This is a genomic window from Shewanella maritima (assembly GCF_043643735.1).
Classification (GTDB): Bacteria; Pseudomonadota; Gammaproteobacteria; order Enterobacterales; family Shewanellaceae; genus Shewanella; species Shewanella maritima_A.
Genome location: NZ_JBHZSM010000013.1, coordinates 111,521 through 126,424, shown reverse-complemented (window position 1 = coordinate 126,424; position 14,904 = coordinate 111,521). Strand labels below are relative to the sequence as shown.

Genomic DNA, 14,904 nt, shown 5'->3' with positions numbered 1-14,904 from the left:
CACAATGAAAAGCATAAAAAAAGCGCCATAAGGCGCTTAATTGGCTTTTAATCAATCGCTTAAATTACGCCGAGCTCGCGTAAACGCTCCATTAGATAAGAGTCTGCCGTGTGGCGATCAGATAATACAACCTCAGGATTTGGATGTAAGAATAGCGGCAAAGAAATACGCGACTTTGTTTTGTCCATACCTTCAGGGTTGATGACTCGGTGGGATGTAGAAGGGAAATAACCTTGTGATGCTTCTTGCAGCATGTCACCAATATTAATGATTAAATTACCGAAATCACTTGGCACATCAATCCATTTATCTTCTTTGGTTTTGACTTGTAAACCGGGTTCATTGGCAGCAGGTAATACTGTAATTAAATTGATGTCTTCATGAGCGGCGGCACGAATAGCACCAGGTTCTTCATTACCTAACATTGGCGGGTAATGTAGCACGCGAAGTAATGTTTTTTGGCTGTTTTCAATCATTTTTGATAAGGCTATTGAATAATGCTGTGATACGTCATTAGGTGAGTACTTTTCAATCCAGCTAAGTAATTCAGCAGCAAGGGCATTGGCTCGATTGTAGTAAGTCAGAATGTTGTCTTTTAATTCATCGGGAATTCTGCCCCAAGGGTAAACATGAAAGTATTCTTTAATATCTTTTACAGTATGGCCTTTTGCTGTTTCTGATACAGAAGCAGGGAAAAATCCATCTTGTGTTTCTGGTTTGAATAAATACTGCTGTTTTTTTTCTGTATTAAAAAATGCGTACCATTGTTCATAAATGGTTTCGACTAATGCTTTGTCGATAGGGTGATTGCTCAGCACACCAAAGCCAGTCTCATGTAATGACTGTACAAAGCGTTGTGCGCTATCTGCTGCAGTGTAATCTATGGTTTCTAATTTCATAATATATTCTTTTGTTTTAGTGTTTTTTGACCCGAGCTAATGGTAACGTTTGTCACATTAAGCTGCAATTTTTTGAGCTGCTTAACACTAATTAATGGGAGATAGTTCTGCTGTTATCTGCATAACATTAAGGTGAAAATGCCTTTGAAAGTATGTGAGCTATACAGCGGTGCAAGTCGTATTGATAGCAAATCAGCACAGCAAAATGAGTGATAAATAATATTTTAAGGCTTGTTACAGAATGAAAACATTAACTGAATTCGAAAAATATGTAATTGAACAAAAGGGTACTGAGAGACCCTTTACAGGCGAATTTGTGGATCATGATGCGCAGGGTGTTTATTTATGTAAGAAGTGTGATAGTCCCCTATATAAAAGTGAGTTCAAGTTTAATGCCCATTGTGGTTGGCCTGCTTTCGATGATGAAATTGAAGGTGCTGTTGAGCGTCATGCAGATCCTGACGGCATGCGTACTGAAATAACATGTAAGCAATGCGGTGGTCATTTGGGGCATGTATTTCATGGAGAAGGCCTAACTGCTAAAAATATACGTCACTGTGTTAACTCGGTTTCAATGACATTTAAGGCAAAGGACAATACATCAAAACCCGATACTTCGATTGAGTATGCCACGTTTGGCGCAGGTTGCTTTTGGTGTGTAGAAGCCATCTTTGCCCAATTAAATGGTGTCCTAAGTGTTAAATCCGGCTATTGTGGCGGCAATGCTGAAGATGCAAATTGCCAAGCTGTTTGCTCAGGTCTTACAGCACATGCTGAAGTAGTGCATATAGAGTTTGATGCGAGTGTTATAAGTTTTGAGCTTCTCTTAGAGGTTTTGTTTGATAGCCACGACCCCACAACGTTAAATCAGCAAGGGAATGATAAGGGGGCACATTATCGTTCAGTCATTTTTGCCCATAATATTCAGCAAGTCGAATTAGCGAATCAATACATACAACAGTTAACTGAGCAACAGGCATTTATCAATCCGATTGTGACCCAAGTGAGTATGTTTGAACACTTTTACGAAGCAGAGGCATATCATGAAGACTACTTTGCGCGTAATGAGCAACAGCCTTATTGTCAGGTGATCATAAAGCCCAAGTATGACAAGTTTAAGCGCAAATTCTCTGATAAATTAAAGTAACACATGGCATGTTTTATTAGAAAAGCGACCAAGTTGGTCGCTTTTAAATTTATTCACTCTCAGTCATTAAGAGTCTAATTGGTCATCTGCAACTTTATAGGAGGGATCTTCAATCATATTCACTTCCACCAAGTCACCGGCCTTGTGCAGTAGCGCTTTACAGTCTTGGCTCAAGTGACGCAAATGCAAAGTCTTGCCTGCATTCACATAACGCTCTGCTAATGTGTCAATTGCATCTAGCGCCGAATGATCAGCAACACGTGAATTTTGGAAATCTACGATAATATCCTGTGGATCTTCTTCAGCTTTAAATAACTCTAAGAAGTTTGCGACAGAACCAAAAAATAGCGGGCCATTTAAGCGGTAAATTTTCCAGCCATTGGCATCGGTTTCGATTTGTACATTGATGTGTTTAGCGTGTTCCCAAGCGAACACCAATGCCGAAACAATGACACCAACAAATACAGCAAAGGCTAGATCGGTAAACACCGTCACTGTGGTCACAAGGATAATTACAAATGCATCATGTTTGGGCACTTTACGCATGACCTTAAAGCTTGCCCATTCAAAAGTACCTAGTACAACAATGAACATCACACCCACTAGCGCAGCTAGTGGAATAATTTCAATGAAGGCGGCGCCAAATAAAATGAATGCAAGTAAAGCTAAGGCTGCAGTGATGCCTGATAAACGGCCGCGGCCACCAGAATTGATGTTAATCATTGATTGTCCAATCATGGCACAACCACCCATAGCTCCAAAGAAACCTGATGTGATGTTACCAACACCTTGACCAACACATTCTTTGTTGCCTTTACCACGGCTATTGGTCATCTCATCAATAACGGTAAGTGTAAGTAGCGATTCAATTAAGCCGACCGCTGCCAAAATACAGGCGTAAGGTAAGATGATGTAGAAGGTTTCAAAAGTAAAAGGCACACTCGGAATAGAGAAGCTTGGCAGGCTACCGGCAATCGTGGCAGCGTCATTGCCGCTCATTGTTTTTAAAAAGTCTAATACATTGCGAGTGTCTAAATCTAAACCGACAACCAAACCTGTCACGGCTAAAATTGCCACTAATGAAGAGGGCACTGCCGTAGTGATTTTCGGTAAAAAATGAATAATAGCCATGGTTAAACCGACTAAAGCGAGCATGATCAAAAGAGGCTCAGACTGCATCCATACCATGTTTCCAGCAGCATCTTTAACCTTGAACTGGCCAAGTTGTGCGAGGAAAATGACAATCGCCAAGCCATTCACAAAGCCTATCATTACTGGGTAAGGCACAATACGAATAAACTTACCCAGTTTGAACGCACCTGCGAGGATCTGGATAGTACCTGCCAATACGACTGCGGCGAATAAGTATTGCACTCCATGTTCTATGACCAATGACACCATGACAACTGCCATAGCACCTGTTGCACCAGAAATCATGCCGGGACGGCCACCAATCAATGCGGTAATTAATCCCATTATGAATGCGGCATATAAACCAACCATAGGTTCAACGTGTGCAACAAAGGCGAAAGCGACAGCTTCTGGTATCAGGGCTAATGCCACGGTTAAGCCCGATAAAATATCAGCTTTACTACTGCTTGTTTTGTGGCGAAGGAGATCGAACATTGAACCTCTTACTTTTGTTTAGTTGTTAACTGCAAAATCGCGGGCATGTTAACAAAATTTGCGCATCCACTAAACCTGTATTTAAGTTTATCTTAAGAAAGATGCGGAAATTTCAATTATAGAGGGTTTACTGGTGTGATCCGCTATTAAGTTAGATGAGGGAAGTTTGATGTAAAGAAAAAAAGCCTCGCATGGCGAGGCTTTTTACTAAATGTTATTAGTGTTACTGACCGGGTTTAGTCATACCCGCCGAAGCTGAGTTACCCATTAACGATTTAGCTTTTGGCTTATCTGCAGACTCAGAATCATAAACCTTACCTATTGGTGTCGCTTGCTGTTGGCGTACTTCAACGCTTGGTTTAGTCATCTGTGATGAAGCAGTAGAACCATAACGACTGTTAGATGCCTTAGGTTGAGGAGCAACTGGCGCAGCTGATACAGTCTCTTCTACAGGCGTTGCAGCTTTGGCCGCAGGAGGCTTAATCGCTGAAGGTTTAGCCATTGGCGCAGAAGCAACAGATGATGATTCTGCTTCTGTCACCTTCACCTCGGGTACACCCGTATTGCCTTCATCGGCTGTATCATCAGTTTTGACTTCTACTGCAGTTGCTTCAGCTTTGGCTTCAGTTTTAACTACTGCCGCTTCGGCTTTGGCTTCAACTACTGGCGCTTGAGCTTTGGCTTCAACTACTGGCGCTTCGGCTTTGGCTGCAACTACTGGCGCTTCGGCTTCAACTACTGGCGCTTGAGCTTTGGCTTCAACTACTGGCGCTTCGGCTTTGGCTTCAACTGCTGGCACTTCAGCTTTGGCTTCAACTACTGGCGCTTGAGCTTTGTCTTCAACTGCTGGCGCTTCAATTTTAGCTTCTACTTCGGTTTTTTCAGCTTTCGTTTCAGCAACAAGTTGCTTTTCTAGCTCATCAACAGGTGTGAACACAGCTTGTTGGTTGCTATCATCCTCATCCTTACGACGACGTTGTCCTGCAGCGCGAAGGTGGCGTGGGCTACGACGACTTCTGCGTTGACCTTCACGCTTCGGTTCTTCTTGGTCATTGCTCTTCGTATCCGCTTCAGCACTTTCTGCATTTTGTTGAACAGCATCTTCAACCTTTGTTACTGGCGTTTCGGCAGTCTCAGGCTGTGGTGCTACAGGCTGAGCCTGCGCGCTGTCTACTTTGCTTACTGATTGAGTAGCAACTTCTGAACTTGCACTTTCGGTCGACACGACATCTTGTACAGCTTCAGTGTTGCTTGTTGGTTCAACAGCTGCTTTCACTGGTTCTTGATTTCGGCCTTGGTTACGTTCTTTACGTGGCTGACGACGACGTTTAGGCTGAGAACCCTCTTTAGCTTGTTCAGTGGTAGCGTTAGCATCAACAGCAACTTGTTCAGTTGTTAACGCAGCTTGCTTATTTTGAGATTCATTTTCTACGCGTACTTTGCGACGCATATTTCTACGTTGACGACGTTCGCGAGCAACTTCTTGCTTCGGCGCTTTTTCAACATTGTTGTCACGCTCAGGCTTGTTTGTCGAAGATTTTTCAGCAGCTTGCTTAGTTTGCTTGTTATCATCTTGGGCACGTTTAGGCTTGCGTTCATTCGTTTTACGAGAACGGTTGTCATTGTTCTCTTTGCTTTCGCCTTCTGAATCACGTTTACCGCGACGCTTATTGTTACGGTTATCGCGATCATTACGACGGTTACGACGGCTGTGCTGATTGTTGGTTTTCGCTGGTTTGTCTTCTTCCTTCTTCTCTTCAGAAGATGAGAACAAACTACCGATAGCGGCCATGATTTTAGAAATCAGGCCTTGTTGATCCGTTTTAGCCGCAGGCTTTTGAGGGGGTTGGGTTTCAGCAGCAGGCTGCTTTGGTGCACCAAAGCCTTTGATTGCCGGTTGGGGTGACGCTGCACGCTCAAGTTTACGCGGCTCGTATAATTCAGATGAAGGTTGTTCAACACGCTTGTAGCTAGTTTCAGATACTTCGTCATCAGTTTTACGACGAACAACGCGATATTCTGGCGTTTCCATGTGGCGATCTGGGATCACATACACTTCAACATTATGACGTTCTTCGGTAATACGAATCGCTTTACGTTTTTCATTCAACAAGAAAGCGGCAACATCAACAGGCACGATGGCTTCAATTTGTGCGGTATTCTCTTTAATGGCTTCTTCTTCCATTAAGCGCAAAATTGATAGTGCTAGTGATTCCGTGCCACGAATGGTGCCTTGGCCATGACAGCGTGGGCAAAGGTGGCCAGCCGACTCTTCAAGGGAAGGGCGTAAACGCTGACGTGACATTTCCATTAGGCCGAAGCGCGAAATACGACCTAATTGAACGCGTGCACGGTCACTATGAACTGCATCACGCATACGGTTTTCAACTTCGCGCTGATGACGTACTGGTGACATATCGATAAAATCGATAACCACTAAGCCGCCGAGATCGCGTAAACGTAGTTGACGAGCAATTTCATCTGCCGCTTCTAAGTTGGTGTTCAGCGCAGTCTCTTCAATGTCGCCGCCTTTAGTGGCACGAGCAGAGTTAATATCAATTGACGTTAGTGCTTCTGTTGGGTCAATAACAATTGAGCCGCCAGATGGTAAACGCACTTCACGTTGGAAAGCTGACTCAATTTGAGACTCGATTTGATAATGGGTAAATAAAGGCACTTCAGATTTATAACGCTTAACACGCTCAACAAAATCTGGACGAACTAAACCGATATGTTGTTTAGCTTCGTCATAAATACGAGGGTGATCGATAAGGATTTCACCTACATCACGACGCAAGTAATCACGGATTGCACGAACAATGACATTACTTTCTTGGTGGATTAAGAAAGGCGCTGGCTTACTTTGTGCCGCTTCTTGAATCGCATCCCAGTGATGTTGTAGAACTTTTAAATCCCATTTTAATTCTGCAGCTTCTTTTCCTACACCCGCTGTACGGACAATTAGACCCATACCATGGGGGATTTCTAATTGAGACATTGCAGCTTTAAGTTCTGTACGCTCATCACCTTCAATACGGCGAGAAATACCACCTGCACGAGGGTTATTAGGCATGAGTACTAAGTACGAACCCGCAAGACTGATGAATGTTGTTAAGGCTGCACCTTTGTTACCACGTTCTTCTTTGTCTATTTGAATTATGACTTCTTGACCTTCAGATACCACTTCTTTGATATTTGGTCGGCCTTGGAATGAGTAACCTTTGGGGAAGTACTCTCGGGCAATTTCTTTTAGAGGAAGGAAACCGTGTCGCTCTGCACCATAATCAACAAATGCGGCTTCTAATGAAGGTTCTACACGGGTAATTTTACCTTTGTAGATGTTTGATTTCTTTTGCTCATGACCTGGGCTCTCAATATCTAGATCATATAGCTGTTGCCCATCAACTAGGGCTACGCGCAACTCTTCTGATTGAGTTGCATTAATTAACATACGTTTCATGATGACGTGTATCTTCTAATAATGGTCATCAAACAAACGACGATTGTCAGCATTATGGGCCTAACCGACACTGCAACCTTCTCGGCTGGTGTTAGGCTGTTTGGTGCGCATTTCTGTAAGACGCAATCTCTGCGTGTCGCATCCGATTTATGGCTTATTTTTTAGTAAGTACAAAAACAAGGAATTCGTTATGTATAACAAACCCCATAAATTTATTTATTCATTCCGATAATGCCAAATTCGAATCGTGTTGTTCGATAACAAGCTAATATTTTATTCGAGTTTGGGGCGAATTAGCGTCAGAAAACCACAAGTAATTTAGGTGGTAGCTTACAGTTTAACTGTACTAACGAACTTTGCATCGTTATTTCACTATACAGTTTGCAAATCAATGACTTGCGACTGGTAAAGTCCACAGATTTTGTGAGCTAATATTCGCATGGTGGGGGATTTGTGAACACTTTATCCACTGTTTATCCGCAACCAGAGCGCAAATATAGCAATAATCACAAAATTGGGCAATCAAAACTGCGAGGGTAATTGTATCTATTTAAATATATTTTCAGGTACAATAGCCTCGAATTAAGATAATGGCTTAACATGAATAACGAAACCTACCTAAAAGTTCAATTGGTCACGATTGACGAAGACAATTTTGAACAACGCATTGATAACTTTCTCCTCACAAAACTCAAAGGCGTGCCTAAAAGCATGATTTATCGCATTGTGCGAAAAGGTGAAGTGAGGGTGAATAAAAAACGCATTAAACCTGAGTACAAATTGCAGATAGGCGATATTGTCAGGATCCCGCCTGTGCGTGTGGCAGAAAAAGATTATCGTACCGCGCCTTCTGCCAATCTCGATAAAGTCGCACAGCTTGAATCACGTATTTTGCATGAAGATAATCATTTAATTGTACTTAATAAGCCTGCCGGCATAGCTGTGCATGGTGGCAGCGGTGTAAACTTTGGTGTGATTGAAGGGTTACGTTCATTACGTACTCAGCAAAAGTTTTTGGAGCTAGTGCATCGTTTAGATAAAGACACTTCTGGTGTCCTTTTGGTTGCCAAAAAGCGTAGTGCCCTGAAACATTTGCATGATCAATTGCGTAAAAAGACCATGCAAAAAGATTACCTCGCCTTAGTGCGTGGTGAGTGGCAAGCAAAAGATAGAGTCGTACAGGCGCCTTTATTAAAAATCACGCTCAAGTCTGGAGAACGGATTGTGCGGGTTAATAAAGAAGGTAAGCCGAGCGAAACTCGTTTTAAGATTGTACAAAAGTATCAAGGCACGACTTTGGTCAAAGCCAGCCCTGTAACAGGACGTACCCACCAAATTAGGGTGCACTGTCAATATGCTGGTCATGCAATTGCTTGTGATGATAAATACAGTGAACAGCAATTTGATGACAGTATGCGTGCAAAAGGTTTAAATCGATTATTTTTACACGCTGCTCAGCTGACATTTTTACATCCAGAAACGGATGAGAAGATGACTGTTGAAGCACCGCTCGATGATAATCTAAACGCGACCTTAAAAAATCTAAAGAAAGCGTAATGTCAAGCGTCAATGACGCAATAAACGAGCCATTTTAGCCTGTTTAATTGCGTTAGTTCATTCACAATATTCACTTTGATGCGATAGGCTATTTAAAATTCACTATGACCAAAAAATTCGATTTAGTTATCTTTGATTGGGACGGTACGTTAATGGATACCGTCGGTAAGATTGTTGCCTGTATGCAGTCGGTCGCAACAGAGTTATCGTTAGTGGTGCCAAGTGAGCAACAGGTTAGGGATATTATTGGTTTATCTTTACCGGCTGTCATGGATGAATTGTTTGCAGATTATGGTGATAAGCATGAAATTATCATAGAGACCTATCGACAGCATCACCAAGCAAGCCAACATGCTACGCCGTTATTTAATGGTTCTAGGCAGCTTTTGAATCAACTGGATAGTGAAGGTTACCAATTGGCTGTTGCAACGGGTAAAGCAAGGCCTGGTCTTGATCTCGTGCTATCAACAACAGGTTTATCTGAACACTTTAAAACGACTAGAAGTGCCAGTGAAGCCAAAAGTAAACCTCATCCACAAATGATTGAGTCTATTCTTGCTGAACTTAATGTGCCTGCTAGTCGTGCAGTTATGGTGGGTGATTCTCGTCATGATTTAAACATGGCAAGTAATGCCAAGGTGGCCAGCATTGGAGTGAGCTATGGTGCCCATTGTGATAAAGTATTGTCCCAATGTAACCCCATTGCTATTATCGATAATCCACTCGCATTGAAACAGTTTTTGTAATCCTATTATGCAGGTTATACGAGCTTAGATACTGTTTACCCTTGATAGATGTTTTTTATCCTAACCCCATAAATATCATGTATAACGCAAGTTAGTAAATGTTAGGTTTTTCTAGGATAGAACTTGCACATTATGTTTTGCCAGCAGATCAATTAATTTGATTAAAGGCAAACCAACCAAACTATTAGGGTCATCACCCTCCATTTTTTCAAACAGAGCGATACCTAAACCTTCACATTTAAAACTGCCTGCACAATACAATGGTTGCTCTGCTTGAACATAGTATTCAATTTGTTGGAGGGTAAGCGTTCTAAAATGCACTGTGAACGGTTCTACACAAGAATAGGTTTGCTCAGTTTGATTGTCATATACAGCTAAACCTGTGTAGAAAGTGATAGCTTGCCCTGATGAACGTAATAATTGCGCGACAGCATTTTCGTGGGTTAAAGGTTTACCCACAATCTGACCATTGATAAGCGCAACTTGATCAGAACCTATAACAACTAATCTTTCGTTGATATTTTGTTGTTGGCTATAAGCTAAGGCAGCGGCTTTAGCCTTCTCAATGGCTAGTCGTTCAACTAACTGGTTTGCTGACTCATCTTGTTTTGCAGTTTCATCTATATCTGGACAGTAAATATCAAAAGGAAGCTGCAACTTTTCCAGTAAAGCCTTTCGAAAAGGCGAGCTTGATCCGAGTATTAGTGTGTAGTTCATGGTCAATTAGTATAATTTATTAACTGTTGCTGCCAAGTTTACTAAAATTAGTCGAGAATTGTGGATTTTTAGCCGAGATTAGCTTGTGTTGCCTAAGTGTGTTGGGTAAAATTCTGCTTCGTTTTAATATGACGATGGCATAAAAGAAAATCTCTCGTGTAAATACGGGGTAAATCACCTTATTTAAGGAAATTTTCTTTGACTCCAGCGTTAGCAAACTATAATATGCGCGCCTTATGCAAACAGTAAAGATACCGGTTTCACTTGACCCAGTTCGTGCTGCAGCGAGTAAATCTTCTTATGAAGGTCTCATTCCTGGTAAGCAAAACAAGCGGTTAGCTGAATTATCTGCCGGCGACTGTTCCGACGTAGTTGTGTCGTTGGAATGTGGCGTCGACTTACAGGGGATAGTCTACCTTCGCGGGAAGGCTGTGACGGAGCTCACTCTGCTATGTCAACGTTGCATGACACAATATGCTACTGAGGTTACGGTCGACTTTTGTTTTAGTCCTTGTAAGACTCAAACAGAAATCGATGAGCTCCCGGATGCGTATGACCCAATTGAGTGTAATGAGATTGGCGAAGTACGTCTGCATCAATTGATCGAAGATGAATTGATAGTCGCTATGCCGATTATCCCTATGCATGAAAATGATGATTGCAATATGGGAGCAAAGGACATAGCTGTAGGCGAAATCGAAACCGCTCAAGAGGAGCGTCCAAATCCGTTTGCAGTGTTAGAAAAACTGAAGAGCAAGTAATCGTAGGAGACAGGTCAAATGGCTGTACAACAGAATAAAAAATCACGTTCAAAGCGCGGCATGCGCCGTTCACATGATGCATTGGGCACTGCTCAATTATCTGTAGACGCGACTAGCGGTGAATTACATCTACGTCACAACGTGACTGCTGATGGTTTCTACCGCGGCAAAAAGGTTATCAACAAGTAATTTGTTGCTAATCTTATGAAAGATCTGACGCTTGCGTTAGATGCGATGGGAGGCGATCATGGTCCTCACATCTCAGTGCCTGCCGCCGTGCAGGCACTGACAGTTCAACCCTCACTCAATATTATTTTGGTTGGTGACAAAGCCGAAATACAGCGCCACTTAGCTAATAGCACTCCTCACATACTTGAACGTATAGACATCATTCACACTACTGAAGTAGTTGAAATGAATGAACGACCTGTACATGCCCTCAGATTTAAAAAGAACAGTTCTATGCGTGTTGCATTAGAGTTAGTTCGTGACGGTAAGGCATCTGCTTGCATTAGTGCAGGTAATACAGGTGCGTTAATGGCAATGTCAAAAGTGCTATTAAAAACCTTACCAGGTATAGATAGACCCGCATTAGTATCTTGTTTACCCACAGTAAAGGGCAAACCTGTTTATCTTTTGGATTTGGGCGCCAATGTTGTATGTGATTCAGATACATTGTTCCAGTTTGCTGTCATGGGCTCAGTATTATGCGAGACAATAGAGAAACTGCCGAAACCTAAAGTGTCATTGCTGAATGTTGGCATTGAAGAAATGAAAGGCAATGATCAAGTACAGCAAGCAAGCCAAATCTTACAAAATACCTCACAGCTAAATTACACTGGCTTTGTTGAAGGTGATGAAATTTATACCGGAAATGTAGATGTTATTGTCTGCGATGGATTTGTCGGCAACATCACTTTAAAAACATCTGAAGGCATTGCTAAATTATTGGTACATCAATTAAAAACAGGCCTAAAACAAGGTTTCTTTGTACGATTTTTGTCCAAACTCATCACCCCACATATTCAAAGTCTTCTCAGCAAGATGAACCCCGACCACTATAATGGTGCAAGTCTGTTAGGATTGCGCGGAATAGTAGTAAAGAGTCATGGAAATGCTGATGAAGCTGCACTTGTGCAAGCAATCAACTTAGCAGCGATAGAAGCAGAACGTCGACTCCCGGAAATGGTCAATGACCGTTTAGAGTCGATTCTTTTAGACATCAAAAGCTGATCTCAAATATGCACACAAAAATTCTCGGAACTGGCAGTTATCTGCCTGTACAAGTAAGAAGTAACCAAGATTTAGAAAAAATGGTTGAAACCAGTGATCAATGGATTGTTGATCGAACTGGCATCTCTGAGCGAAGAATCGCCGCAGAAGATGAATCTGTATCAACCATGGGGTATCAGGCGGCCCTAAAAGCCATCGAAATGGCAGGTATTGAAGCTAGCGAATTAGACATGATTGTTTGCGGTACCACTAGTGCCCCAAATGCATTTCCTGCAGCGGCATGTGAAATCCAAGCCATGTTAGGCATCAATAACATCCCCGCATTTGATATTGCAGCTGCATGCTCAGGCTTTGTTTATGCCTTATCTGTTGCTGATCAATTTGTTAAGACTGGGGCTGCAAAAAAAGTGCTTGTCATTGGCGCTGATGTTTTATCGCGTTTGTGTGAACCTGATGACAGAACGACAGTCATATTATTTGGTGACGGCGCTGGTGCTGCAGTTATTGGTACAAGTGACACTCCAGGTATCATTAATACCCACATTTATGCAGATGGCAGCCAAGGTGATTTACTTAAGTGCTCATTCCCACCAAGGGCTAATGAAAGCTCTGAGGCTGTGGGTTACATGACAATGAAGGGCAATGATGTATTTAAAGTGGCCGTCACCCAGTTATCCAATGTCGTCACTGAAACGTTGACCATCAATAACGTTGAGAAAGAAGATATTGATTGGTTGGTGCCACACCAAGCTAATTTCCGTATTATCAAAGCAACAGCGAAAAAGCTGAATATGAGCCTAGATAAAGTCGTATTAACGTTATCAAAGCATGGTAATACATCGGCTGCATCAGTGCCCATTGCATTGGATGAAGCGGTAAGAGATGGCAGAATTCAACGCGGACAGTTATTGTTATTAGAAGCATTCGGCGCAGGCTTTGCTTGGGGCAGTGCTCTGGTTCGCTTTTAATTGATTTGGCTTTATAAAAAGAAATAGGTAACAAATTACATGGACAATTTAGCTTTTGTATTCCCAGGACAGGGCTCTCAAGCAGTGGGTATGCTTGCTGAGTTAGCTCAGTCGCAAGCGGTTGTTGAACAAACTTTCTCTGAAGCAAGTGATGCACTTGGTTATGATCTTTGGGCATTGGTTCAAGATGGTCCTGCAGAGTCATTAAACCAAACAGACAAAACCCAACCAGCTTTATTAGCAGCAAGTGTTGCCATTTGGCGTGCATACGTAGCAACGGGTAAGCCAATGCCGGCATTATTGGCCGGTCATAGTTTAGGTGAGTACTCTGCATTAGTGTGTGCAGGTGTCATCGATTTTAAAGATGCTATATCTTTGGTTGAACTACGCGGTCAACTGATGCAACAGGCTGTTCCAGCGGGTACTGGTGCAATGTTTGCTATTATAGGCTTAGACAATGATGCGATTGCTAAAGCATGCGAAGATGCTGCGCAAGAGGAAGTTGTTAGCCCTGTTAACTTCAATAGTCCTGGCCAAGTCGTTATTGCTGGTAATAAAGATGCGACTGAACGTGCTGCTGCTGCGTGTAAAGACGCTGGCGCTAAAATGGCCGTTGCTTTGCCTGTTAGCGTGCCATCACACTGCGCACTGATGAAACCTGCAGCAGATAAATTAGCCAAAGCATTGACTGGGATTCAATTTAACGCACCAAGTATCCCAGTTATCAATAATGTTGATGTGGCAATGGTAACTGATCCTGATGTCATAAAAGATGCTTTGGTTCGTCAATTATATTGCCCAGTAAGATGGAGCGAAACAGTTGAGTTAATGGCTGAAAAAGGCATTGACCAAATGGTTGAGTGTGGCCCAGGTAAAGTATTAGCTGGTCTGGCTAAAAGAATTAATAAAACGATAAAAGCTAAGCCTGTAAATGACGATGCGTCATTTGCCGCCTTAACTGAATAAGGAATAACAATGACATTTAATTTAGAAGGCAAAGTTGCCTTAGTGACTGGTGCAAGTCGCGGAATTGGTCGTGCCATTGCTGAAACCTTGCTTAATGCAGGTGCGACAGTTATTGGTACAGCGACCAGTGAGCGAGGCGCACAAGCCATTCAAGATTATTTAGGTGATAAAGGCCATGGTATGGTGCTTAATGTCACTGATAGTGGATCTGTTGCTGATTTATATGCACAGATCAAAGAAAAAGCTGGTGATGTTGATATTCTAATTAACAATGCAGGCATCACCCGTGATAATTTAATGATGCGTATGAAAGATGATGAGTGGCAAGATATCATTGACACTAATCTTACATCGCTATTTAAATTGTCTAAGCCTGTAATGAGATCTATGATGAAAAAACGTCAAGGTCGCATTATTAGTATTGGCTCTGTTGTGGGTTCAATGGGTAACCCTGGACAAGTCAACTATTGTGCAGCTAAGGCTGGTTTGATTGGATTTACAAAATCTCTTGCAAAGGAGGTTGCATCTCGTCAAATTACAGTTAATGCTATAGCACCTGGTTTCATTCAAACTGACATGACAGATGAGCTGACCCCTGAGCAGCAACAAGCTATCATGTCTCAAGTGCCAATGGAGCGTTTAGGGCAAGCACAAGAAATTGCCAATGCAGTATTATTTTTGGCATCAGATTCAGCCGCTTACATTACAGGGGAAACCTTGCATGTAAACGGTGGTATGTATATGGTTTAAGGGCGATTGGTAGGCAACTACCTTTTTGAGTCGCGATTGAGTACCATTAAAAGTGTAAATTTGTGGTTAGACCA

At 42.3% G+C, this 14,904-nt stretch carries 13 protein-coding genes; 9 read left to right on the top strand and 4 right to left on the bottom strand.

Features of this window, described 5'->3' with window-relative positions; genetic code table 11:
• Positions 1 to 59: 59 nt before the first annotated feature.
• Entirely contained in the window at positions 60 to 899 is an 840-nt protein-coding gene (locus ACHUGF_RS14140) for an isopenicillin N synthase family dioxygenase (protein WP_394132153.1), read from the bottom strand.
• A gap of 241 nt (positions 900 to 1,140) precedes the next feature.
• On the opposite strand from ACHUGF_RS14140, the gene ACHUGF_RS14135 reads away from it, so the two are divergent.
• The gene (locus tag ACHUGF_RS14135) at positions 1,141 to 2,046 is read left to right on the top strand and encodes a bifunctional methionine sulfoxide reductase B/A protein (protein WP_394132151.1); all 906 of its coding nucleotides are present in this window, start codon (positions 1,141 to 1,143) and stop codon (positions 2,044 to 2,046) included.
• 66 nt (positions 2,047 to 2,112) lie between these two features.
• Here ACHUGF_RS14135 and ACHUGF_RS14130 read toward each other — a convergent pair whose 3' ends face one another.
• Positions 2,113 to 3,672 carry a SulP family inorganic anion transporter gene (locus ACHUGF_RS14130; protein ID WP_394132149.1) on the bottom strand — a complete coding sequence of 520 codons (1,560 nt, stop codon included), beginning with the start codon at positions 3,670 to 3,672 and terminating at the stop codon, positions 2,113 to 2,115.
• A 223-nt stretch (positions 3,673 to 3,895) separates the two neighbouring features.
• Positions 3,896 to 7,132, bottom strand: coding sequence for a ribonuclease E (rne, locus tag ACHUGF_RS14125; protein WP_394132147.1), 3,237 nt, complete (start codon positions 7,130 to 7,132; stop codon positions 3,896 to 3,898).
• A 600-nt stretch (positions 7,133 to 7,732) separates the two neighbouring features.
• On the opposite strand from rne, the gene rluC reads away from it, so the two are divergent.
• A complete protein-coding gene (gene rluC, locus ACHUGF_RS14120; RefSeq protein WP_394132145.1) occupies positions 7,733 to 8,689 on the top strand; it encodes a 23S rRNA pseudouridine(955/2504/2580) synthase RluC in 957 nt (318 codons plus the stop codon).
• A 104-nt stretch (positions 8,690 to 8,793) separates the two neighbouring features.
• On the top strand, positions 8,794 to 9,435 hold the full coding sequence (locus ACHUGF_RS14115; RefSeq protein ID WP_394132144.1) for an HAD-IA family hydrolase: 642 nt from the start codon (positions 8,794 to 8,796) through the stop codon (positions 9,433 to 9,435).
• Between the two features lie 111 nt (positions 9,436 to 9,546).
• Here the strand turns inward: ACHUGF_RS14115 and ACHUGF_RS14110 are convergent, their stop codons facing one another.
• Positions 9,547 to 10,152, bottom strand: a complete 606-nt coding sequence (locus ACHUGF_RS14110; RefSeq protein WP_394132142.1) for a Maf family protein — start codon at positions 10,150 to 10,152, stop codon at positions 9,547 to 9,549.
• A gap of 236 nt (positions 10,153 to 10,388) precedes the next feature.
• On the opposite strand from ACHUGF_RS14110, the gene yceD reads away from it, so the two are divergent.
• Genes yceD through fabG form a run of 6 tightly spaced genes read left to right on the top strand, consistent with a single transcriptional unit; the run spans position 10,389 to position 14,830 of the window.
• On the top strand, positions 10,389 to 10,913 hold the full coding sequence (gene yceD, locus ACHUGF_RS14105) for a 23S rRNA accumulation protein YceD (RefSeq protein ID WP_394132140.1): 525 nt from the start codon (positions 10,389 to 10,391) through the stop codon (positions 10,911 to 10,913).
• An 18-nt stretch (positions 10,914 to 10,931) separates the two neighbouring features.
• Positions 10,932 to 11,102 carry a 50S ribosomal protein L32 gene (gene rpmF, locus ACHUGF_RS14100; protein WP_153663821.1) on the top strand — a complete coding sequence of 57 codons (171 nt, stop codon included), beginning with the start codon at positions 10,932 to 10,934 and terminating at the stop codon, positions 11,100 to 11,102.
• A 15-nt stretch (positions 11,103 to 11,117) separates the two neighbouring features.
• Positions 11,118 to 12,146, top strand: coding sequence for a phosphate acyltransferase PlsX (plsX, locus tag ACHUGF_RS14095; protein WP_394132138.1), 1,029 nt, complete (start codon positions 11,118 to 11,120; stop codon positions 12,144 to 12,146).
• A gap of 8 nt (positions 12,147 to 12,154) precedes the next feature.
• Entirely contained in the window at positions 12,155 to 13,114 is a 960-nt protein-coding gene (locus ACHUGF_RS14090; protein WP_394132136.1) for a beta-ketoacyl-ACP synthase III, read from the top strand.
• Between the two features lie 39 nt (positions 13,115 to 13,153).
• A complete protein-coding gene (gene fabD, locus ACHUGF_RS14085) occupies positions 13,154 to 14,080 on the top strand; it encodes an ACP S-malonyltransferase (protein WP_394132134.1) in 927 nt (308 codons plus the stop codon).
• 9 nt (positions 14,081 to 14,089) lie between these two features.
• Complete coding sequence (gene fabG, locus ACHUGF_RS14080) at positions 14,090 to 14,830, top strand: 3-oxoacyl-ACP reductase FabG (protein WP_394132132.1); 741 nt, start codon at positions 14,090 to 14,092, stop codon at positions 14,828 to 14,830.
• Positions 14,831 to 14,904: the final 74 nt, after the last annotated feature.

Coding starts and splice junctions, on each gene's coding strand:
- ACHUGF_RS14110 (WP_394132142.1), bottom strand. CDS start 10,152: ATGAACTACACACTAATACTCGGATCAAGCTCGCCTTTTCGAAAGGCT.
- ACHUGF_RS14140 (WP_394132153.1), bottom strand. CDS start 899: ATGAAATTAGAAACCATAGATTACACTGCAGCAGATAGCGCACAACGC.
- rluC (WP_394132145.1), top strand. CDS start 7,733: ATGAATAACGAAACCTACCTAAAAGTTCAATTGGTCACGATTGACGAA.
- ACHUGF_RS14115 (WP_394132144.1), top strand. CDS start 8,794: ATGACCAAAAAATTCGATTTAGTTATCTTTGATTGGGACGGTACGTTA.
- rne (WP_394132147.1), bottom strand. CDS start 7,132: ATGAAACGTATGTTAATTAATGCAACTCAATCAGAAGAGTTGCGCGTA.
- fabG (WP_394132132.1), top strand. CDS start 14,090: ATGACATTTAATTTAGAAGGCAAAGTTGCCTTAGTGACTGGTGCAAGT.
- ACHUGF_RS14130 (WP_394132149.1), bottom strand. CDS start 3,672: ATGTTCGATCTCCTTCGCCACAAAACAAGCAGTAGTAAAGCTGATATT.
- ACHUGF_RS14135 (WP_394132151.1), top strand. CDS start 1,141: ATGAAAACATTAACTGAATTCGAAAAATATGTAATTGAACAAAAGGGT.
- plsX (WP_394132138.1), top strand. CDS start 11,118: ATGAAAGATCTGACGCTTGCGTTAGATGCGATGGGAGGCGATCATGGT.
- rpmF (WP_153663821.1), top strand. CDS start 10,932: ATGGCTGTACAACAGAATAAAAAATCACGTTCAAAGCGCGGCATGCGC.
- yceD (WP_394132140.1), top strand. CDS start 10,389: ATGCAAACAGTAAAGATACCGGTTTCACTTGACCCAGTTCGTGCTGCA.
- ACHUGF_RS14090 (WP_394132136.1), top strand. CDS start 12,155: ATGCACACAAAAATTCTCGGAACTGGCAGTTATCTGCCTGTACAAGTA.
- fabD (WP_394132134.1), top strand. CDS start 13,154: ATGGACAATTTAGCTTTTGTATTCCCAGGACAGGGCTCTCAAGCAGTG.